13 protein-coding genes are annotated in these 22,661 nt (G+C 64.4%); 8 read left to right on the top strand and 5 right to left on the bottom strand.

Translation table 11 applies throughout. The features are described 5' to 3' along the window. Positions 1-26 precede the first annotated feature (26 nt). The 6 genes from smc (at position 27) to FB598_RS14725 (ending at position 9,844) form a co-directional block, all read left to right on the top strand. Positions 27-3,557, top strand: a complete 3,531-nt coding sequence (gene smc / locus FB598_RS14700; protein WP_141915367.1) for a chromosome segregation protein SMC — start codon at positions 27-29, stop codon at positions 3,555-3,557. A 262-nt stretch (positions 3,558-3,819) separates the two neighbouring features. Continuing rightward, a complete protein-coding gene (locus FB598_RS14705; protein ID WP_141915364.1) occupies positions 3,820-5,106 on the top strand; it encodes a cell division protein ZipA C-terminal FtsZ-binding domain-containing protein in 1,287 nt (428 codons plus the stop codon). A gap of 249 nt (positions 5,107-5,355) precedes the next feature. Further along, positions 5,356-7,416 carry an NAD-dependent DNA ligase LigA gene (gene ligA / locus FB598_RS14710; protein ID WP_141915361.1) on the top strand — a complete coding sequence of 687 codons (2,061 nt, stop codon included), beginning with the start codon at positions 5,356-5,358 and terminating at the stop codon, positions 7,414-7,416. Positions 7,417-7,513: 97 nt separating this feature from the next. Next, positions 7,514-8,404: a UTP--glucose-1-phosphate uridylyltransferase GalU gene (gene galU, locus FB598_RS14715; protein WP_141915359.1), complete on the top strand. Its 891-nt coding sequence runs from the start codon at positions 7,514-7,516 to the stop codon at positions 8,402-8,404. A gap of 123 nt (positions 8,405-8,527) precedes the next feature. Then, positions 8,528-9,064 (top strand): peptide deformylase, encoded by a 537-nt coding sequence (def, locus tag FB598_RS14720; protein WP_141915357.1) that lies wholly within the window; start codon positions 8,528-8,530, stop codon positions 9,062-9,064. A 186-nt stretch (positions 9,065-9,250) separates the two neighbouring features. Then, positions 9,251-9,844, top strand: a complete 594-nt coding sequence (locus FB598_RS14725; RefSeq protein WP_141915354.1) for an AAA family ATPase — start codon at positions 9,251-9,253, stop codon at positions 9,842-9,844. A gap of 58 nt (positions 9,845-9,902) precedes the next feature. On the opposite strand, the gene cphA (FB598_RS14730) is transcribed toward FB598_RS14725, so the two are convergent. Together cphA (FB598_RS14730) and cphA (FB598_RS14735) are read right to left on the bottom strand one after the other, a co-directional pair. Beyond that, complete coding sequence (cphA, locus tag FB598_RS14730) at positions 9,903-12,473, bottom strand: cyanophycin synthetase (RefSeq protein ID WP_141915352.1); 2,571 nt, start codon at positions 12,471-12,473, stop codon at positions 9,903-9,905. Positions 12,474-12,532: 59 nt separating this feature from the next. Next, positions 12,533-14,731, bottom strand: a complete 2,199-nt coding sequence (cphA, locus tag FB598_RS14735) for a cyanophycin synthetase (RefSeq protein WP_141915349.1) — start codon at positions 14,729-14,731, stop codon at positions 12,533-12,535. Positions 14,732-15,199: 468 nt separating this feature from the next. Between cphA (FB598_RS14735) and FB598_RS14740 the strand changes: the two genes are divergently transcribed. Further along, complete coding sequence (locus FB598_RS14740) at positions 15,200-17,479, top strand: ABC transporter ATP-binding protein (protein WP_141915347.1); 2,280 nt, start codon at positions 15,200-15,202, stop codon at positions 17,477-17,479. A 2-nt stretch (positions 17,480-17,481) separates the two neighbouring features. Further along, positions 17,482-17,979 (top strand): DUF1854 domain-containing protein, encoded by a 498-nt coding sequence (locus FB598_RS14745; protein WP_141915346.1) that lies wholly within the window; start codon positions 17,482-17,484, stop codon positions 17,977-17,979. A gap of 36 nt (positions 17,980-18,015) precedes the next feature. Here the strand turns inward: FB598_RS14745 and FB598_RS14750 are convergent, their stop codons facing one another. The 3 genes from FB598_RS14750 to map all read right to left on the bottom strand — a co-directional run bounded on the left by FB598_RS14750 (position 18,016) and on the right by map (position 22,471). Further along, complete coding sequence (locus FB598_RS14750) at positions 18,016-18,762, bottom strand: pseudouridine synthase (protein ID WP_141915344.1); 747 nt, start codon at positions 18,760-18,762, stop codon at positions 18,016-18,018. Positions 18,763-18,875: 113 nt separating this feature from the next. Continuing rightward, positions 18,876-21,428: a [protein-PII] uridylyltransferase gene (locus FB598_RS14755; RefSeq protein ID WP_141915341.1), complete on the bottom strand. Its 2,553-nt coding sequence runs from the start codon at positions 21,426-21,428 to the stop codon at positions 18,876-18,878. Positions 21,429-21,646: 218 nt separating this feature from the next. Beyond that, positions 21,647-22,471: a type I methionyl aminopeptidase gene (gene map / locus FB598_RS14760; RefSeq protein WP_050466896.1), complete on the bottom strand. Its 825-nt coding sequence runs from the start codon at positions 22,469-22,471 to the stop codon at positions 21,647-21,649. Between the last annotated feature and the right edge of the window lie 190 nt (positions 22,472-22,661).

Genomic DNA, 22,661 nt, shown 5'->3' on the forward strand with positions numbered 1-22,661 from the left:
TCCAACCAGTTCATTTTGTCGATAACGTGCGTCTAACTTCCATTAAATTGTCGGGATTCAAGTCCTTCGTCGAACCTACGCATTTCCAGGTTCCGGGGCAACTGGTGGGTGTGGTCGGGCCGAACGGCTGCGGCAAATCCAATATCATCGATGCCGTGCGCTGGGTTCTGGGCGAATCCAAGGCCTCTGAACTGCGCGGCGAATCCATGCAGGACGTCATTTTCAACGGTTCCACCCACCGCAAGCCGGCCGGGCGCGCGTCGGTCGAACTGGTGTTCGACAATGCCGCCGGCAAGGCCGCGGGGCAATGGGGTCAATACGCCGAGATCGCCGTCAAGCGCACGTTGACCCGCGACGGCACCTCGTCCTATTACATCAACAACCAGGCGGTGCGCCGCCGCGACATCCAGGATATTTTCCTCGGCACCGGCCTGGGGCCGCGCGCCTACGCCATCATCGGCCAGGGCATGATCTCGCGCATCATCGAGGCGCGCCCGGAAGAGCTGCGCATCTTCCTGGAAGAGGCCGCTGGCGTGTCCAAGTACAAGGAGCGTCGCCGCGAGACCGAGAACCGCCTGCACGACACCACCGAAAACCTGACCCGCCTGGAAGATATCCTGCGCGAGCTGAACGCCAACCTGGAAAAGCTGGAAGCCCAGGCCGCCGTGGCCAAGAAATTCCATGAGCTGCAAGGCGACCAGGAAGAGAAGCAGAAGCTGCTGTGGCTGCTGCGCAAGAACGAAGCCAAGAGCGAGCAGGAAAAATTCTTCAAGGAGATCGAACGCGCCCAGATCGACCTGGAAGAGCAGACCGCCAAGCTGCGCCACGTCGAGGCCGAGCTGGAGCATATGCGCCAGGCGCACTACGGCGCCGGCGACCGCCTGCACCAGGCGCAAGGGCACCTGTACCAGACCAATTCCGAAATCGGCAGCCTGGAAGCGCAGATCAAGTTCGTCATCGAGTCGCGCAACCGGCTGCAGTCGCAGTTGAATTCGCTGACCGCCCAGCGCGACCAGTGGCAGCGCCAGGGTTCGCAGCAGCAGGATGAACTGGCCGAGGCCGAAATCGCGCTGGAAGAGCTCGGCATGCGCGTCGAACAGTCGCAGCAGGCGGTGCAGGACGCCAATGAGCGCCTGCCGGCGCTGGAGCAGGCCTGGCGCGAATCGCAGCTGAAGACTACCGAGTCGCGCGGCAAGATCATGCAGGTACAGCAGCAGATCGAATTGCAGTCCACGCACCAGCGCAACGCCGCCAACATCCTCTCCGGCCTGGCCGCGCGCCGCGAACGCCTGATGCAGGAAAAGAACGGCCTGTCCATGCCGGACGACGTGCACCTGTCCAACCTCAGGCTGCAACTGGAAGAAAAGCAGGCCTCGCTGGAAGAGGCCCGCATGTACCTGGAAGAAGCCCAGGAACAGCTGCCGCGCCTGGAAGAGGAGCGCCGCGACGCGCAGGAACTGGTCAGCAAGGAAACCTCGGCCAATGCCCAGCTGGAAGCGCGCCTGTCCGCGTTGAAGCAACTGCAGGAAAGCGTGCAGGCGCAGGGCAAGGTCCAGCCCTGGCTGGAGAAGCACGGCCTGGCCGAACTGCCGCGCCTGTGGCAGAAGCTGCATATCGAGTCGGGTTGGGAAACCGCGCTGGAAGCGGTGCTGCGCGAACGCATGTCGGCGCTGGAAATGTCCAACCTGGACTGGGCCAAGGCCTTCTTTTCCGACGCGCCGCCGGCCAAGCTGGCGCTGTACGCGCCCAATGCCGGCATTGCCCAGCCGGCGCCGCCGGCGGCCAATGGCCTCAAGCCTTTCATCAACCTGCTGCAACTGAACGACCCCGGCCAGCGCGCCTTGATGAACGACTGGCTCAGGGACGTGTATGTGGCCGACGACACCGCCATCGCTTTCGCCGAGCGTGGCAATCTGCCGCTGGGCGGCGTGTTCGTCACCCGCCAGGGGCATGTGGTGAGCCAGTCCAGCGTGCGTTTCTATGCGTCGGATTCGGAGCAGGACGGCATGCTGGCGCGCCAGCAGGAAATCGAGAACATCACCAAGCAGCAACGCGCGCAATACATGCTGGCCGAAGAAGCCAAGGGCCGGGCGGTGCGCGCCGAGGCGGCCTTGTCCTCGGCCTCGCAGCGTTTGCAGGAATTGCGCCAGCGCGTGGGCAGCCTGACCCAGTCGGCGCACAGCCTGCAGATCGAAGTGATGAAGCTGGCCGAAGTGCAGGAGCGCTTCAACCAGCGCAGCACCCAGATCGCCACCGACCTTGAAGAAATCGGCATGCAGGAAGCTGAACAGCAGCAGGTGCAGGCTGAGTCCGAGGCGCGCTTCGAGCAGCTAGACATCGAGCTGGCCGAGCTGCAGGAGCAGCACGAGAACGGCCAGACCGATTACCTGGGCAAGGAACAGCAGCTGAACGATGCGCGCACCCGCTTGCGCGAGCTGGAACGCGCCGCGCAGGAAACCGAATTCGCCGAGAAGTCCCAGCGCAGCAAGATCGAGGAATTGAAGCGCAGCATCGCCACCGCACTGGAGCAGGCGGCGCAACTGTTCGCCAGCATGCAGCAGGGCAGCCTGGAACTGGAAAGCCTGGACGACCAGGCGGCCCAGGCCGGTTTGCAGGAACTGCTGGATCGCCGCAGCGAGCAGGAGCGCGCGCTGGCCGACGCCCGCCACGAACTGGACCAGTTGTCGCAGCAGCTGCGCACGCACGAAGAGAACCGCATGCAGGCCGAACGCAGCCTGCAGCCGCAGCGCGACCGCATCACCGAGCTGCAGTTGAAGGAGCAGGCCGCGCGCCTGAACCAGGAACAGTTCTCCGAAGCGCTGGCGCAGACCCAGGCCGACGAGGCCGCGCTGTCCGAAAAACTGACCGCCGACATGCGGCCATCCTACCTGCAGGGCGAAGTGACACGCCTGACCAACGCCATCGCGGCGCTGGGCGCGGTCAACCTGGCGGCGCTGGATGAGCTGGCGGCGGCCTCCGAGCGCAAGCACTTCCTGGATTCCCAGCATGCCGACCTGAACGAAGCCATCACCACGCTGCAGGACGCGATCCACAAGATCGACATCGAGACCCGCGGCCTGCTGCAAGATACCTTCGACAAGGTCAACCACCATTTCTCGGAACTGTTCCCGGTACTGTTCGGCGGCGGCCAGGCCAAGCTGATCATGACCGGCGACGAGATCCTGGATTCCGGCGTGCAGGTCATGGCGCAGCCGCCGGGCAAGAAGAACGCCACCATCCACCTGCTGTCGGGCGGCGAAAAGGCGCTGACGGCGACGGCGCTGGTGTTCTCGATGTTCCAGCTCAACCCGGCGCCGTTCTGCCTGCTGGACGAAGTGGACGCGCCGCTGGACGACGCCAACACCGAACGCTTCGCCAACATGGTCAAGCGCATGTCCGAGCACACCCAGTTCCTCTTCATCTCGCACAACAAGATCGCGATGGAGATGGCGCAGCAGCTGATCGGCGTGACCATGCAGGAGCAGGGCGTATCGCGCATCGTGGCGGTGGACATGGATTCGGCAGCCAACTTCTCCAGCGCCGAGCAGGCCGCCTGAGGCGGCTTTGTGCGCCTTTGTCGGCTTGACAAGGCTGGGGTGGAACACTACCCTGAGAACCTTGTCATACAGCCCGGCCGGGGTGTTTTCCGAGGCCGGATTCGCCAGGTTTGACGTGCTTTGGCATGCTTTTTACGGCCTGCGGGCCATGAAAAATAACAACATTTATTCCTTCAATGAGTAGCTTTATCGAGCCGAACATGTTTTGCCGCGCCGCCCGGGCCGCGGCATTTTCGCCAGCCACACTGAAGGGGCAAGCAGCATGATGGATCTTCAGACCAGCCTGATCGTGATCGGCGGCGTCTTCGTCGTCGGCGTCATCTCCTACAACAAGTGGCAGGAACACAAGGCGCGCAAGACCGTGGAGCGCGCCTTTTCTTCATCGCACGACGACGTGCTGATGTCGCCGCAGGACCAGGACGCCTCCCCGTCGCCGATGGCGGAGCATGCTGAACATGCGGCCGGTTTCGCGCCAGCCTCCGACATTCCCGACGACCGCATGGAGCCCGCCTTGTACGACCTGCCCGAGCGCAAGCCGGCGCCGCTCAAGGCTTACCTGGACCAGGCCGGTTTCGAGCAGCGCGAACCTTATATCGGCGATGCGCCGGCCGCGGCCGACGCCGCCCTGACCGAGGCCTTGGCCCAGGCGCCGCAATCGACGGTGGCGCAAGCCATCGCCGGCGCCGAGGAGCAGGTCGAGTCGGCGCCGGCCTTTGCGCCGCCGCCGGAGCAGCCGGCGCCGGCAAAGCCCAGGCGCGAATTGCCGGTGGACGAACTGATCGACTGCAACATCCCGATCGCATTGGAGCACCCGCTGCGCGGCGACAAGCTGCTGCCGGCGTTGCAGAACCTGCGCCATGTGGGCAACAAGCCGGTGCATTTCATCGGCCGCAACGCCGAAGGCGAATGGGAGGCGGTCAGCCACGGCGGCGTCTATACCGCCTTGCTGGCCGGCGCCCAGTTGGCCAACCGCAGCAATGCGATGAACGAGATCGAGTATTCGGAACTGGTCATGCGCCTGCGCGACCTGACCGATTCGCTGTCCGGCGAGCCAGAACTGCCCGACATGCCCGACGTCATCAAGACCGCCCAGGCGCTGCACCAGTTCATCGCCGACCATGATGTCCAGTTGAGCGTGAACGTGCGCACCAATGGCGCGCCATGGAGCCTGGCGACGCTGCTGGCGGCGTTGACCCGCCAGGGTTTCGACCGTCGCACCGAAGGCTACCTGGTGATGCAGGACGGCGAAGGCGAGGTGCTGTTCGCGCTCTCGACCAACGCCAGCCAGGCCGACGAGACGACCGACCGCCTGACCTTGCTGCTGGACGTGCCGCGAGTGGCGCCTTCGCGCGACGGCTACGGCGCGCTGGTGGCCTGCGCCCGTTCGCTGGTCGCACGCCTGGGCGGCACCATGGTCGACGACAGCAACCAGATGCTGTCCGACGCCGCGCTGGCCGATATCGCCGAGCAAGTGGCGGCGTTCTACAGCGCCATGGAGTCGGCCGACATTCCCGCAGGTTCCACGCGCGCGCTGCGCTTGTTTAGTTAGAGCGTGTCATGACCTATTTCAGCCCCCGCGTTCGGATGAGAAGGGATGCCGTGCAAGCGTCGCAATGCCGCAATGCGCCTTTCTCATCCGAACCCTTCGGGCAGCCCCGGAAAGAGGCCGCCTGCTGCGTTACTCCTCCTTGCCGTAGCACCACTACGGCGCGTCGTCGCGCCTTGCATTCAGCCCCTTTCCGGGGCTGCGCGGGAGCTGAAATAGTTCATAACACGCTCTAAGCCCCGGCCAATCAAGATGCAACCAGATTTGTTTTCCGCAGGTCCGCCCCCGCCAGGGGCGCCGGACTGGCTGGTTCGTGCGCATGCATTGCGCGACGAACTGAACCGGCATAACCACGCCTACTATGTGCTGGACCAACCCAGCATTCCCGATGCCGAATACGACCGCCTGTTCCAGGAGCTGCAGGCGCTGGAGACGGCGCATCCGGAATTGCTGACGTCCGATTCGCCTACCCAGCGCGTGGGCGGCGCGCCGCTGCCGCAGTTCGATCCGGTGCGCCACGATATCCCGATGCTGTCGCTGGGCAACGGTTTTTCCGACGAGGACATCGAGGCCTTCGACAAGCGCGTCATGGATGGCCTGGAGACGCTGCAGGAAGTGCGCTACGCCACCGAACTAAAGTTCGACGGCCTGGCCATCAGTCTGCGCTATGTCGATGGCCTGCTGGTGCAGGCGGCCACGCGCGGCGACGGCACCACCGGCGAGAATGTCACCGCCAATATCCGCACGGTGCGCGCCATTCCCTTGCGCCTGCACGGGACGAAGATTCCCGCAGTGCTGGATGTGCGCGGCGAAGTGCTGATGTACAAGGAGGATTTCGCGCGTCTGAACCAGCGCCAGCGCGACGTCGGCCAGAAGGAGTTCGCCAATCCGCGCAATGCCGCCGCCGGCAGCCTGCGCCAGCTCGACTCCCGCATCACGGCGCAGCGCACCTTGCGCTTTTTCGCCTATGGCATCGGCATGTTGGAAGGCATGGACATGCCGGCCTCGCATTCGGCGCTGCTGGACTGGTACCAGCAACTCGGTTTGCCGGTGTGCAAGGAGCGCGCTGTGGTGACCGGTGCGGCCGGGTTGCTGGCGTTTTACCGCGGCATCGGCGACAAGCGCGAAACCCTGCCGTATGAAATCGACGGCGTGGTCTACAAGGTGGATCGCCTGGACCAGCAAAAGCATCTCGGTTTCGTCTCGCGCGCGCCGCGTTTTGCGCTGGCGCATAAATTTCCCGCGCAAGAGGCGTTGACGCAGGTGCTGGAGATCGAGGTGCAGGTCGGCCGCACCGGCGCCATCACGCCGGTGGCGCGCCTGAACCCGGTGTTCGTGGGCGGCGTCACCGTCACCAATGCCACGCTGCACAACGAGGATGAAGTCCGGCGCAAGGATATCCAGGTCGGCGACACCGTCATCGTGCGCCGCGCCGGCGACGTGATTCCCGAGGTCGTCGCTTTCGTGCCGGAGAAACGGCCGGCCGACGCCCGCCGCTTCGTCATGCCGACCGCATGCCCGGTCTGCGGCTCGCCCATCGTGCGGGCCGAGGACGAGGCCATCGCACGTTGCTCGGGCGGTTGGCTGAAGTGCTCGGCGCAGCGCAAGGGCGGCTTGCAGCATTTCGCTTCGCGCCGCGCGATGGATATCGAAGGCCTGGGCGAGCAGTTGGTGGAGCAACTGGTGGATAACAATATTGTCACCACGCCTGCCGACTTGTACCGTCTCGGGCTGTTGGCGCTGGCCACGCTGGATCGCATGGCCGAGAAGTCGGCGCAGAACGTGCTGGATGCATTGCAAAAGTCGAAGTCGACTACGCTGGCCCGCTTCATCTATGCCCTGGGTATCCGCCATGTGGGCGAGGCCACGGCCAAGGAACTGGCGCGCCATTTCGGCGCCCTGGACAAGCTGCTGGCGGCCAGCGAAGAGCAATTGCTGGAAGTGGCCGACATCGGCCCGGTGGTGGCCAGCTCTATCCGCGCATTTTTCAGCGATGCGCTCAATGTCGAGCTGGTGGAGCAGTTGCGCGCGGTGGGTGTGCACTGGCCGGAAACGGAGGGCAGCGACAGCCAGCCCAAGCATTTGCAGGGCAAGACCTTCGTCCTGACCGGCACCTTGCCCAACATGTCGCGCGACCAAGCGGCGCAATTGATCGAAGCGGCCGGCGGCAAGGTGACCGGCTCGGTGTCGAAAAAGACCAGTTACGTGGTGGCCGGCGCCGAGGCCGGCAGCAAATTGGCCAAGGCCGAGGAGCTGGGCATTCCCATCCTGGATGAGGACCAGCTAAAGGCCTTGTGCGCCCAGGCGCCATGAAGGCGCCTGAATTGTATTAAACTGCGCCCGACTCGTATCGATCGCACAACCGACGCAGGTCGGACGCAACAAAGACTCTCTATTTTCAGGAAAAACCATGATCAAGAAGATCACGAAAGCCGTTTTCCCGGTTGCCGGACTGGGCAGCCGCTTCCTGCCGGCGACCAAGGCGCAGCCCAAGGAAATGCTGCCCATCGTCGACAAGCCGCTGATCCACTATGCCGTTGAAGAGGCGGTGGCTGCCGGCATCACGGAGATGGTGTTCATCACCGGCCGCAACAAGCGCGCCATCGAAGACCATTTCGACAAGGCCTATGAGCTGGAGAGCGAACTGGAAGCGGCCGGCAAGCAGAAGCTGCTGGAGATTGTGCAGAACGTGGTTCCCAAGAACGTCAATTGCATCTTCATCCGCCAATCGACCCCGCTGGGCCTGGGCCATGCGGTCCTGTGCGCGCGTCCGGTGGTGGGCGAAGAGCCGTTCGCGGTGCTGCTGGCCGACGACTTCATGGATACCGACAACGGCGTCAAGCCGGTGCTGGCGCAGATGACCGATATCTACGCCCGCGAAGGCATGAGCATGCTGGCGGTGCAGGAAGTGCCGCGGGCCGAGACCAAGCAGTACGGCATCGTCAACGCCACGCCTTACCAGCCCGGTCTTGAGCGAGTCAATGCCATCGTCGAAAAGCCGGCGCCGGAAGATGCGCCCTCGACGCTGGCCGTGGTCGGCCGCTATGTGCTGAGCAACCGCATTTTCCATTGCCTGGAAAACATCGGCCGCGGCGCCGGCGGCGAGATCCAGCTGACCGACGGCATCGCCAAGCTGATGCAGGCCGAGTCCGTGCTGGCGTACCGCTACCAGGGCCAGCGCTATGACTGCGGCTCCAAGCTCGGCTACCTGAAGGCGATGGTGGCCATGGGCATGAAGCACCCGGAAACCGGCCCCGAGTTCAGCGAATACCTGAGGGAACTGGGCAGCAAGGCCGGATAAGCAAAGCCGGGTAAAGCCGGATAAGGTCTGCGGCAGCGGCTCAAGCGGCGGCCAGCCGGATCGACGATAATGATGGAGGCGCCCGGTTTTGCCGGGCGTCATTCTTTTGGGAGCAGGAACCAGATGGCCATCCGCGACATTCTCAAAATGGGCGATCCCCGCCTGTTGCGCCAGGCGCAGCCTGTCACCCAGTTCGGCACGCCGGAACTGGCGCAACTGGTGGACGACATGTTCGACACCATGCGCGCCGTCAGCGGCGCTGGCCTGGCGGCACCGCAGATCGGCGTCGACCTGCAACTGGTGATCTTCGGTTTCGGCAGCAACCAGCGCTATCCCGATGCGCCGCCGGTGCCGGAAACGGTGCTGATCAATCCGGTGCTGACACCGTTGTCGGAAGAAACCGAGGACGGCTGGGAAGGCTGCCTGTCGGTACCCGGCATGCGCGGCGTGGTGCCGCGCTGGAGCCGCCTGCGCTATCAGGGCTACGACCTGGACGGCAATGCGATCGACCGCACCGTCGATGGTTTCCATGCGCGCGTGGTGCAGCATGAGTGCGACCACCTGCAGGGCATCCTGTATCCGATGCGCATTCGCGATTTCTCTCAGTTCGGCTTTACCGAAGTGCTGTTTCCGGAACTCGATCCCGGCCAGGACGATTAAGAACCTTCTGCAGTACGCACCATCCCGGCAGTCATGGGGATGGTGTGCGTCCTTCCTTCTGCGGCGTACGTTGCATCGATCTTGCCCGTACCAATTCTCCATAATTCTCTGCAATTCTCTGGATCACATGCGCCCGATGGCATCGGGCGCATGTGATCCAATGCGTGAAATTTCGGGAGTCCATCCATGATCAGTCATCTTGAGCATCTCTGCATCATCACCGGCGGCCCCGGCGCGGGCAAGACGTCCCTGTTGCACGCCTTGCAGGAAGAGGGCCACGGCATCAAGGAGGAGGTCGGGCGCGCCATCATCCGGCAGCAGATGGCGTCAGAGGGCCGTGCGCTGCCTTGGAAGGACAAGCTGGCCTTTGCGCAGGCGATGCTGGCGGCAGAGGTCGCGCATTGCCGCGCACATGCCGTCCGGGCGAAGCATTCCATTGAGGGCATCGTCTTTTGCGACCGGGGCATTCCTGACCTCCTTGGATACATGCGGCTGGAAGGCCTGGAGAGTTTGCCGCAAGCAGCCGCTCTGCTGGCACTGGCAAGGCATGCGGCCAAGGCGTGGCGCTACTCCCGGCGGGCGTTCATCCTGCCGCCGTGGAAAGAGATCTATGAAACCGACCGGGAGCGCAAGCAAAGCTGGGAAGAGGCCGTCGCCACCTACGATGTGATGCGCGAGATCTATGAAGAGCTCGGCTATCGGTTGGTGGAAGTGCCGGCGGGAAAGTTGGCGCAGAGAAGGGATTTCATTTTGCGCAGCGTGGGCGCCGGGCCCCAATAGACAACGGCCGGCAGCGAGATTTCGCCGCCGGCCGTTCAGGCCTTGCCGATCAGCCGTTTCAGGCTTCGGTCACGCGCATGTTGATGTGCGCCAGCGCCTCATCGATCTGGTCGATCAGGATCAGGCACAGGTCGCCATCCTTGAGCGACGCCAAGGCGGTATCGATGGCCAGGAACTCGCCATAGATTTCCTTGACGTCGGAAGTGCGGGTCGCCTTCTCCAGCCCCTGGCGCAGCAGCGCGATCACTTCGCCGTCGCTGCGGCCGCGCTGGCACTGGTCCTGGTACAGCACCACTTCGTCGAAGGCATCGCCCAGCATTTCGGTCTGGCGGGTGATGTCGACATCGCGGCGGTCGCCGGCGCCGCTGATGACCACCGAACGGCGCTTGGAAGGCATGCTGTCGACGGCCTTGATCAGCGCGGCGATGGCGTCCGGATTGTGGCCGTAGTCGGCGATCAGGGTGGCGCCCTTGTAGTCGAACAGGTTGAAACGGCCGGGGGCAGTGTCGCTGTCGCTGATGAAGCTGTTCAGGGCTGCGGCGATGTGCGCCCAGTCCAGGCCCAAGGCCCAGGCGGCGCCGACCGAGGCCATCACGTTCTCGACCTGGAAGCCGATGCCGCCGTTGCGCGTGAGCGGGATGGCGGACAGCTTCAGGCGCTGCTCGAAGCCGCCTTGCGCGGCAACGATGGCATCGCCGTCGCGGTAGACGATGCGATGTCCCTGGGCGCGGTGCGTGGCCATGATCGGATGCTGCGGATCGAGGGCGAAGAAAGTGACCGAGCCCGGGCAGGACGAGGCCATCTTGGCCACCATCGGGTCGGCCGCGTTGAGCACGGCGGTGCCGGTGGGCGCCACGTTCTCGACGATGACGCGCTTGACCACGGCCAGGTCTTCCACGGTGCTGATGTAGGACAGGCCAAGGTGGTCGCCCATGCCGATGTTGGTGACCACCGCGACATGGCAGCGGTCGAAGCCCAGGCCTTCGCGCAGCACGCCGCCGCGCGCGGTTTCCAGCACGGCGGCATCCACGTCCGGGTGGAACAGCACATTGCGGGCGCTGCGCGGGCCGCTGCAGTCGCCGGTATCGATGCGCTGCTTGTCGATGTAGACGCCGTCGGTGTTGGTCATGCCCACGCGCAGGCCGGTCTCGGCCAGCAGGTGGGTGATCAGGCGCACGGTGGTGGTCTTGCCGTTGGTGCCGGCCACGGCTACCACCGGGATGCGGCCGTCGTCGCCGTCTTCATACATGGTCGAGATGATCGCTTCGCCGACGTCGCGGCTCTTGCCGTAGGAGGGCGAGAGGTGCATGCGCAGGCCGGGCGCGGCATTGACTTCGACGATGCCGCCGCCTTGCTCTTCCATCGAGGCATGCACCGAATTGCACACCACGTCGACGCCGCAGATGTCCAGGCCTACCATCTGCGCCGCGGCGATGGCGCGCGCGGCCATGTCGGGATGGACGTCGTCGGTGACGTCGGTTGCGGTGCCGCCGGTGGACAGGTTGGCGTTGTTGCGCAAGACCACGCGCACGCCCTGGGCCGGAATGGCTTCAGGGTCGAGATGCTGGCCGGCCAGCACCGAGATGGCGATGTCGTCCAGGCGGATCTTGGTCAGCGAGGTGGCATGACCATCGCCGCGCAGCGGGTCGGCGTTGACCTGGTCGATCAGCTGGCGGATGGTGTGCACGCCGTCGCCGATGACTTGCGGCGGGTCGCGCCGCGCCGCGGCCACCAGCTTGTTGCCGATCACCAGCAGGCGGTAGTCGTGGCCGTGCAGGTAGCGCTCGACGATGACTTCGTCGCTGATGCGCGCGGCATTGGCGAAAGCCTGCTCGACTTCGGCGCGGCTGCTGATATTGACCGCCACGCCCTTGCCCTGGTTGCCGTCCAGCGGCTTGATGACGACGGCGGCGCCGATCTCTTCGGTGGCCTTCCAGGCGTCTTCGACGGTAGTGACCACGCGGCCGTTGGGCACCGGCACACCGGCGGCGTGCAGCAGCATCTTGGTCAGGTCCTTATCCTGCGCGATCGATTCGGCGATGGCGCTGGTGTTGCTGGTCTCCGCGGCCTGGATGCGTTTCTGGCGGCTGCCCCAGCCGAACTGCACCATGCTGCCCTGGGTCAGGCGGCGGAACGGGATGCCGCGCTTGATGGCGGCGTTGACGATGGAGCCGGTGCTGGGCCCCAGGCGCACGTCCTCGTCCAGCTCGCGGATGCGCGCCAGCGCGCCGGCCAGGTCGAACGGCGTATCGGCTTGCGCCGCCCGGCACAGCTCCAGCGCCAGGTCGAAGGCCAGGCGGCCGACTTCCTCTTCGCTGTATTCGACCACCACCTGGTAGACGCCGGTCTCGATGGTGGAGACGGTGCGGCTGAAGGTGACCGGGCAACCGGCCTGCGACTGCAGCGCCAGCGCGGCGGCGGCCAGCGTATGCGCCATCGACACGACCTGCTTGCCGCCGTCGGGTTCGAGGAAGCCGATCTGCGGGAAGCGCGCGCGCAGGCGCACTTCGAAACCGGGCATGTCGTCTACCACCTGTTCCGCGGCGGGACAGGAGACGATGGCTTCGATGGCGGTGTGCCTGCTCCAGAGGTTGGGGCCGCGCAGTGCGCGTATGCGTGATACGTCCATGGACAATTTTCCTGAGTGTCTCTTGAGTGGTGTGCTGTTACTGATTGCTTGTGCCGCGTTCAGGCGGCCTGCGCCTTGAATTTGAAGCCTTGCTGTTCGGCCTGTTCGGTGCCGAACAGCTCGATGCCGGCGCGGATCACCTCGGGACCGATGCCCAGCGCCCAGGCCGCGCCCACCGCGGCCAGGACGTTCTCGACCTGGTAGGCCACGGCGCCGTTTTCGGTCAGCGGGATGGCGTCCACCGAACTGACCTTGAACTCGCGCTCGCCTTCGGCCTGGATCAGGTCGCCGCCGCGCAGGAACACCGCGCGGCCGCCGTCCTTGAGGTGTGCGGCCAGCAGCGGCGATTCCGGGTGGACGCCGAAGAAGATCACTTCGCCGTCGCACAGCTGGGCCATGTCGGCCACCAGCGGGTCGTCGGCGTTGAGCACGGCCGCGCCGTCGGGCAGCACCACGTCGACCTGGGTGCGCTTGACCTTGGTGGCCATCTGTTCGGCGTTTTCGATGTAGTACTCGGGCAGGCTGTCGTTGGGATCGATGTTGGCCACCACGCCGACCAGGCAGCGGTCGTAGGCCAGGCCTTCGGAAAGGATGGAGACGCTGCCGTTCTCGAACACGGCGGCTTCCACCGCGCGGTTCAACAGGACGCGATGGGCAGCGCCCCAGTTGGCGCGGTTGCCGCGTTCGACCACGCGTTCGCCGAAATACAGGCCGTCGCCGCAGGCCAGGCCGACATGCTTGCCGCAGAGGTGGATGATGCGGGCGATCAGGCGCGCAATGGTGGTCTTGCCGTGGGTGCCGGTGACGCCGACGATGGGGATGCGGCCATTTTCGTCTTCACCGAACAGGTTGTCGAGGATGGCTTCGCCCACCGGGCGCGGCTGGCCTTCGGAGGGCTTCAGGTGCATCAGCAGGCCGGGGCCGGCGTTGACTTCGACGATGGCGCCGCCTTGCTCGGCCAGGGGGCGCGAGATGTCTTCGGCCACGATATCCACGCCGGCGATATCCAGGCCGACGATGCGCGCGGCCAGCGAGGCGGCGGCGGCGACGCTGGGATGAACCTTGTCGGTGACGTCGGCCGAGACGTTGCCGTTGCGCAGCAGCAGGATGCGGCGACCGGCAGCCGGCACCGACTCGGTGGTCAGGCCCTGGCGTTGCAGCTCCAGCACGGCGGCCGGTTCGCGTTCCAGCAGCACCGGGTCGAGCAGGTGTTCTTCCAGCAGGCCGCGGCGCGGGTCGCGGTTGAGTTCGTCCAGCAATTGCTGCACCGTGGACTTGCCGTCGCCGATGATGAAGATCGGTTCGCCGCGCGCGGCCGCGGCCAGCTTGCCGCCGACGATGAGCAGGCGGTGTTCCAGGCCCGGCACATAGCGTTCAACCAGCACGCCGCTGCCTTCTTCCAGGGCGGCCGTGTAGGCGGTCTCGATTTCCTCGCGGGTGTTGAGGTCGATGAAGACGCCGCGGCCGTGGTTGGCGTCGCAAGGCTTGACCACGACCGGCAGGCCGATGTCTTCGGCGGCGTCCCAGGCGTCTTCCGGGCTCTCGACCAGGCGTCCTTCGGGGACCGGCACGCCGCAGTTTTCCAGCAGGGTCTTGGTCAGGTCCTTGTCGCGCGAGATGCTTTCGGCGATGGCGCCGGTCTGGTCGGACTCGGCGGTCCAGATGCGGCGCTGCTTGCAACCGTGGCCGAGCTGGACCAGGTTGCCTTCGGACAGGCGGATGGTGGGGATGCGGCGTTCGTCGGCGGCATCCACGATGCAGGCGGTGCTGGGCCCCAGGCAGAGCTTGTCGACCATGCGGCGCAGCTTTTCGAGCGTGGCTTCGAGGTCGTAGGGCTTGTCTTCGATGGCGGCCATGACCAGGTCGCGCGCGGCATACAGCGCGGCGCGGGTGACCGTTTCATGGCGGGCGCGCACGACCACCTTGTAGACGCCGCGCACATTGGTCTCGCGCGCCTTGCCGAAGCCGCCCGGCAGGCCGGCCAGGTTTTGCAGTTCCAGCGTGACGTGCTCAAGGATGTGCCCGGGCCAGGTGCCTTCTTCCAGGCGCTTGACGAAGCCGCCGCGCACTTCGTAGCTGCAGCGGTGTTCGATCAGGGTAGGCAGCCAGGTGGTCAGGCGCTGGTTGAACCCGGGCAGGGTGTTGGACGGAAAATCTTCCAGTTCGCCGATGTCGATCCAGACTTCGAGGGCCGAACGGTAGGTCCAGATGTTGGGACCTTGCAAGGGCAGGAAACGGAGGAATTCGATATTTTTCATGTCTGGAGGATGTGCCGCGTAATGTGCCGTTTTATTGTGCCGTTTATTGTTTATTGCTGTTGCGCCAATGTTTTGTTGCCGATTTGTAATGGATAGTCAGTATTTCGTCAGAATAACCTATGCACCACTAACGCATCGGAGCACGATTGGTTTACTGCCGCGGCAAAAAGGCCGGCAGCGCAGGCTTGCCGGCCAGCAGTATTGTCTCAGACTGTCTTGCGCCTATGGCGTGAATTTCGACGCGCTGCAGCCGTTGTCGCATCCGGCGGGAAAGGGAACCGGCAATCACGCCCGGCGTCCACCGTTTTGGGGTGTCTTGCGTTATGGATGCCGGGGCTGGTTGACATTCTGAATGTCAACCAGCCCCGGTGAGCGCTATAATCGCGCGCTGCTCATGGCCGGCGGATGCTGCCGGCCGGGTTCTTATAGATTGCCAATCGCTCGCATCGGGCCCAACGTTGCCGTTAAATGACTACTGATTCCCATCCTTCCGCCATTGCCAGCTTGCCCGAACGCTGGAAAGCGGAAACCGCAGCCCGCCTGGCCGCCAACGAAAAGGTCGTGGCCTGGCTGGAGTTGGATCTCGACACGCAATTGCAATTCAGGTCTTCGCTGGTGCTTGCCACCGAAACCCGCTTGCTGGCCAACACGCCTGAAGGCACCGTCTGGCAGGAGTGGGCTTACCGTCCCGAACTTTCCCTGAAACATGCCGACCATGCCGGCGTCGGCACGCTGGAGTTGTGCGATGCCCATGGCCGCCTGGCCGCCTGGCGCTATACGCTGGCGCAGAATCCGCAGGCGCTGCGCCTGATCAAGCTGTTCGAGCAGCAGCGCGACTTGGCGGCATCCGGCGTGGCGCCGGAAGAAGAGGGCGGCGACATCTGCCCGCAGTGCAAGGCGCCCATTCCGGAGGGGCAGGAAAGCTGTGCCATCTGCCCCGAGGTCAAGGAGGCGCCGCCGTCGACCTGGGCGCTGTTTCGCCTGTCGCGCTTCGCCAAGCCCTACAAGGGCTCGCTGCTGCTGGGTTTCCTGCTGACGCTGGCTTCCACCGCCGCCACGCTGGTGCCGCCTTACATGACCATGCCGCTGATGGACAATGTGCTGATCCCGTTCCAGAACGGCGCGCCGATCGATACCCATCTGGCCATGCTGTACCTGTCCGGCCTGTTGGGCGCGGCCTTGCTGGCCTGGGGGCTGGGCTGGGCGCGCACCTATATCCTGGCGCTGGTGTCCGAGCGCATCGGCGCCGACCTGCGCACCACCACCTACGAGCACCTGCTGCGCCTGTCGCAGGAGTATTTCGGCGGCAAGCGCACCGGCGACCTGATGGCGCGCATCGGCTCCGAGACCGACCGCATCTGCGTGTTCCTCTCGCTGCACCTGCTTGATTTCGCCATCGATGTGCTGATGATCATCATGACGGCGGCCATCCTGATCTCGATCAATCCGTGGCTGGCGCTGGTGACCTTGCTGCCGCTGCCGTTCATTGCCTGGATGATCCACGTGGTGCGCGATCGCCTGCGCCACGGTTTCGAAAAGATCGACCGCATCTGGTCGGAGGTGACCAATGTGCTGGCCGACACCATTCCCGGCATCCGGGTGGTCAAGGCCTTTGCGCAGGAAAAGCGCGAAGTGGCGCGTTTCCGCGAGGCCAACCGCCACAACCTGGTGGTCAACGACCGCGTCAACAAGATCTGGTCGCTGTTTACCCCGACAGTGACTTTCCTGACCGAAGTCGGCTTGCTGGTGGTGTGGGTGTTCGGCATCTGGCAGGTGTCGAACAACCAGATCACGGTGGGCGTGCTGACCGCCTTCCTGGCTTATATCAGCCGCTTCTATACCCGGCTGGATTCGATGAGCCGCATCGTGTCGGTGACGCAGAAGGCGGCCGCCGGCGCCAAGCGCATCTTCGATATCCTCGACCACGTTTCCAGCGTGCCGGAGCCGGCCAACCCGGTCCACCTGGCGAACGTGAAGGGCGCCATCGAGGTGCGCAACATCGGTTTTCGCTATGGCAACCGCGCGGTGATCCGCAACATGAGCCTGTCCATCGCGCCGGGCGAGATGATCGGCCTGGTCGGCCACAGCGGCTCGGGCAAGTCGACCATGGTCAACCTGATCTGCCGTTTCTACGATGTGTCGGAAGGCGCGATCCGCATCGACGGCGTCGACATTCGCTCGCTGCCGATCTCGGAATATCGCCGCAACATCGGCCTGGTGCTGCAGGAGCCGTTCCTGTTCTTCGGCACCATCGCCGAGAACATCGCCTACGGCAAGCCGGACGCCACGCGCGAAGAGATCGTCGCCGCCGCCCGCGCGGCGCATGCGCATGAATTCATCCTGCGCCTGCCGCAGGGCTACGACTCGCTGGTGGGCGAACGCGGCCAGGCCTTGTCGGGCGGCGAGCGCCAGCGCATCTCGATCGCGCGCGCGCTGCTGATCGACCCGCGCATCCTGATCCTGGATGAGGCGACCTCGTCGGTCGACACCACCACCGAGAAGGAAATCCAGAAAGCGCTGGACAACCTGGTACAGGGCCGCACTACGATCGCCATCGCCCACCGCCTGTCGACGCTGCGCAAGGCGGACCGCCTGGTGGTGCTGGACCGCGGCCAGGTGGTGGAAGTCGGCAATCATGAGGAATTGATGGCGCGCGAAGGCCATTATTACAAGCTGTACCAGGCGCAGGCGCGCAATCCCGAGGGTGAAGCGGAAGTCTCGGTGAGCCAGGCAGAGGGAGGAGAATGAGCATGACCGCGATCCCAACCGCAATTGAGGCGCCGCCGGCATCGATCGCCTTGCGCCGCAACAGCTTCGGCCGGCTGGTTTTCATCGGCGCCGACGGCATTGAGAGCGAGAATGTGATCCCGGTGCGGGCGTTCCCGATCGGGGCGCCGGACTATGGCATTTCCATCGTCAGCAGCGATGGCCACGAGCTGGCCTGGATCGAGCGGCTGGAACAGGTCGGCGCGGAAGTGCGCGCCCTGATCGAAGAGGAATTGGCCAGCCGCGAGTTCATGCCGGAGATCTTGCGCATCGTCGGCGTTTCCACCTACGCCACCCCCAGCGACTGGACGGTGGAGACCAGTCGCGGCGTCACGACGTTTACCTTGAAGGGCGAGGAAGACATCCGGCGCCTGCCGCAGTCGGCCTTGCTGATTGCCGACAGCCACAGCATCCAGTTCCTGGTGCGCGACCTGAAGGCGCTGGACAAGCACAGCCGCAAGATCCTGGATCGCTTCCTCTGATCCGGGCGCCAGCGGTCGGGGGTTGAACGGGCCGGGTCAGAACTGCTCGTCCGGCCGCAGATAGCGCCATTGCCCGGTGGGCAGCTCGCCCAGCTTGACGCCGCCGATGCGCACGCGCTTCAGGCCGATCACCTTCAGCCCGACCATGTCGCACATGCGGCGGATCTGGCGCTTCTTGCCTTCGCGCAGGACGAAGCGCAACTGGTCTTCGTTCTGCCATTCCACCTTGGCCGGCTTGAGCGGCTTGCCATCCATGATCAGGCCGTGGTTCAGCCGTTTGAGGTCATGCTCGGGCAGCTTGCCGGGGCGCATGTACTTCACGCGCACCAGGTATTCCTTGTCGACCGCGGAATCCTCGCCGATCAGGTGTTTGGCAATGCGTCCATCCTGGGTCAGCACCAGCAGGCCCACCGAATCGATGTCCAGGCGTCCGGCCGGCACCAGGCTGCGCAATTGCTTCGGATGGAACTGCATCTCGGCCGTGTCTTCCTTCCAGCGCGATTCGGCATTGACCAGCACTACCGCCGGCTTGTAGCCGTCCTCGGCCTGGCCGCTGACATAGCCCATGGGTTTGTTGATCAGGATGGTCACGCGCTGGGACTGTTCGGCGCTGGCCTGGCGTTCCACGGTGACTTTCTGGTGCGGCAGCACCTTGCTGCCGAGCACCGACACCACCACGCCGTCCACGCGCACCCAGCCTTTTTCTATCCATTCGTCGGCTTCGCGGCGTGAGCACAGGCCGAGTTCGGACATGCGTTTGGAGAGGCGGACGGGTTCGGTCATGAGGGGGCCTTGCAAATGCGTAAAGAGATGCCGGCGGGCGGCGAGGGTGAGATTGTACGGCTTTGGCGGCCGGCGCGCCAAGGCTGGGCGCCGGCCGATGATCGTGGGGCGGATCAGATGCGCAGGGTCTTGAGCAGTTCGGTTTCCAGCATGATCTGGTTGCGCGGCTGGTTCAGCCCCGGGCCGTCGATCAGGAACACGTCTTCTACCCGTTCGCCCAGGGTCATCACCTTGGCGGTGTGCAGGTTGATCTTGTACTTGGCCAGCACGTTGGAGATCGAGTACAGCAGCCCGGCCCGGTCGTTGGCCGAGACCGACAGCAGGTAGTATTGCCCGCGCTCGTCGGGGCGCAGGTCGACCGCCGGGTTGATCGGGAAGGTGCGCGACAGCCGCGACAGGCGCGCCTTCGACGGCGCCGGCAGCGGCGCGTCCGACTTCAGCAGTTCACTCAGCTCATGCTCGATCAGGTTGATGATGTCGCGATAGTTCTTGGCGAATACCGGCGCATTGATCAGGAAGGCGTCCAGCGCGTAGTTGCTCTGGGTGGTGTGGATCTTGGCGTCGAAGATGCTGAAGTTCTTCTGGTCGAAATAGCTGCAGATGCGGGCGAACAGGTCGGGGCGGTCGGGCGTGTAGACGGCGACCTGCACGCCTTCGCCGATGGGCGCCAGGCGGCAGCGCACCAGCGGCACGTCGGTGTCGATCTTGTCGTAGAAGCAGCGGGTTTGCCAGGCGATGTCGGAGGCGTCGTGGCGCAGGAAGTAGGCCACATCCAACTGTTGCCAGAACTTCTCGTGGGCGTCGGCCGGCAGGCCGTACAGGCGCAGCGTCTTGATCGCTTCCTGCTGGGTGTTCTTCAGTTCGCGGTCGGCCGAGGGCGCTTCGCCGCCCAGCACGCGCAGCGTCATGCGGTACAGGTCTTCCAGCAGCTTGCCTTTCCAGGCGTTCCATACCTTGGGGCTGGTGCCGCGGATGTCGGCCACGGTCAGCAGGTAGAGCGCGGTCAGGTGGCGCTCGTCCTTGACCAGCTGGGCGAATTGCGAAATCACGTCGGGGTCCGACAGGTCCTGTTTCTGCGCCACCTGCGACATGGTCAGGTGCTGCTCGACCAGGAACACGATCAGTTCGGTGTTTTCCTCGGAAATGCCGTGCTGCTCGCAGAACTGGCGGGCGTCGGCCATGCCCAGCTTGGAGTGGTCGCCGCCGCGGCCCTTGGCGATGTCATGGAACAGCGCCGCCACGTACAGCACCCAGGGTTGGGCGAAGTTGGCGATCAGCTGGCTGCAGAAGGGGTATTCGTGGGCGTGTTCGCTCATGGTGAAGCGGCGCACGTTGCGCACCACCATCAGGATGTGCTGGTCCACCGTGTAGACGTGGAACAGGTCGTGCTGCATCTGGCCGATGATGTGGCGGAAGTTGGGCAAGTAACGCCCCAGCACGCTGGTGGCGTTCATGCGGCGCAGCGCGTGCATGATGCCGCGCTTGCCCTGGATGATCTGCATGAAGAGCCGGTGGTTTTCCGGGTTGCTGCGAAAGGCGTTGTCGATCTTGAAGCGGGCGTGCCACAGCGCGCGCAGGGTGCGCGCCGACATGTCCTTGAGTTCCGGATGCTCGGCCAGCACCAGGAATACTTCCAGCATGGCCGAGGGGGTTTCTTCGAACACGTCCGCATGCGCGATGTCGAGGAAGCCGTTGACCTCGTTGAAGCGGTCGTTGATGCGCTTGGGCACGACCTGCTGCGGGAACAGGTGGGCCTCGATGTTTTGCAGCAGGATGGTGTTGAGCTGGGTTACCGCCTTGGCGGCCCAGTAGTAGCGCTGCATCAGGTATTCGCTGGCGCGGCGGGTGTCGGTGGTCTTGAAGCCGAAGCTTTCGGCAATCGGCGTCTGGATGTCGAACACCAGGCGGTCTTCGCGGCGGTTGGTATAGATGTGCAGTCGGATGCGGATGTCCTTGAAGGCGCGCTCCTTCTGGCGCAGCTGGCGCGCTTCGGTGGCCGTCAGCATGCCGTGCTCGGCCAGCTTGGCCCAGGAGTCGCCCAGTCCGGCCGCCTTGGCCACCCACAGGATCACCTGCAGGTCGCGCAGGCCGCCGGGGCTTTCCTTGCAGTTGGGCTCCAGGCTGTAGGGAGTATCTTCGTACTTGACGTGGCGCTGGCGCATTTCCAGCGTCTTGGCCTGAAAAAATGCCAACGGATCGAGCGCGGCCTGGTAGCGCTCCTGCAGTTGCCTGAACAGCTTGCGGCTGCCGGTGACCAGGCGCGCTTCCAGCAGGCTGGTCTGCACCGTAATGTCGGCGGCCGACTCGTTCATGCATTCATCGATGGTGCGGATGCTATGGCCGATTTCCAGGCCGATATCCCAGAACAGTTGCACCAGCGATTCCAGTTTCTCCTTTTCCGCGCCTTCAGCCGTCCTGGCCAGCAGGATCAGCACGTCCACATCCGAATGCGGGAACAGTTCGCCGCGGCCGTAGCCGCCGACCGCCACCAGGGCGGCGTCGGCAGGCATCCCCAGTTCGGTCCAGGCCTGCGTGAGCGCTTTGTCGACATTGCGGCGCAACTGGCTCAGCAGTTGTTCCGTCTTGTGATTGGACTGGAAGGCATCGATCGCTTGCTGGCGTGCGGCCTTGAGCTGTTTTTTGAGCGTGACGGCGAGTGTCGGCATCGGCTTGGTGTTGTGGTTGGCGGAGGGGTGTCCGCTTGCTGGCGGCCTGTTGGCCGCATCCCCATGCGGCCCGCTTTCCTTAGCAGGTTTCATGCCGAATACCTCGCAGGCGCGCGAAATGCCGCGGTTGATCCTGAAACGCTGCGGCGGAAATGACGATGGCCAGTCGGTCGCTCATCGTCATTTCCGCCAGCGGGGGGAGCAGGTTGGGAATGGGTTCAGGCGGGCGCCGTTGCCAGGTTCTGGATGAAGGCGGGCGGCGCCGGCATGCCGGGCGAAACCGTCAGCACTTCAAAACCGGTCTCGGTGACCAGCACCGTATGTTCCCATTGCGCCGACAGGCTGCGATCCTTGGTCTTGATGGTCCAGCCGTCGCCCATTTCGCGGATTTCGCGGCGGCCGGCGTTGATCATCGGTTCGACGGTGAAAATCATGCCGGCCTGCAACTTTTCCAGGGTGCCGGGGCGGCCGTAGTGCAGCACTTGCGGCTCTTCGTGGAATACCTTGCCGATGCCGTGGCCGCAGAATTCGCGCACCACGCTGTAGCCGGCTTTTTCGGCATGCTGCTGGATGACGTGGCCGATGTCGCCCAGGTGCGCGCCCGGCTTGATCTTGGAAATGCCCAGCCACATGCATTCATAGGTGATGTCGGTCAGGCGGCGCGCCAGGATGGACGGTTCGCCCAGGTAGAACATGCGGCTGGTGTCGCCGTGGTAACCGTTCTTGATGACCGTGATGTCGATGTTGAGCACGTCGCCGTTCTTCATCACCTTGTCGCCCGGGATGCCGTGGCAGATCACGTCGTTCAGCGAGGTGCAGATGGCCTTGGGGTAGGGCGTGTAGCCGGGCGGGCAATAGTTGAGCGGGGCCGGGATGGTGCCTTGCACATTTGTCATGTATTCGTGGCAAAGGCGGTCGATCTCGCCGGTGGTCACGCCGGGTTTCACGAAAGGGGCGATGTAGTCCAGCACTTCGGCGGCCAGGCGGCCGGCCACGCGCATGCCTTCGATGTCTTCAGCGGTCTTGATGGTGATGTTGCCCATGTCGTATCGTAATTCGCAGGAAAATCGTCAAACAGGAATTATAGTCGAGAGGCTGCCGGCGCGCCGGGAGGCTGGTATGCCATGTTGAAGTGATGCTTGAATAAAATGGCGTAGTTAAGTACAATCTCGGGCTAACCTGAAATCAGGTTGGAGGGCAATGTGGTTGGCGCAAGCCGCATGTTGTCTTAAT

Origin of the sequence: Herbaspirillum sp. SJZ106, assembly GCF_006715495.1 — a bacterium.
In the GTDB taxonomy this organism is placed as follows: Bacteria; Pseudomonadota; Gammaproteobacteria; order Burkholderiales; family Burkholderiaceae_D; genus Herbaspirillum.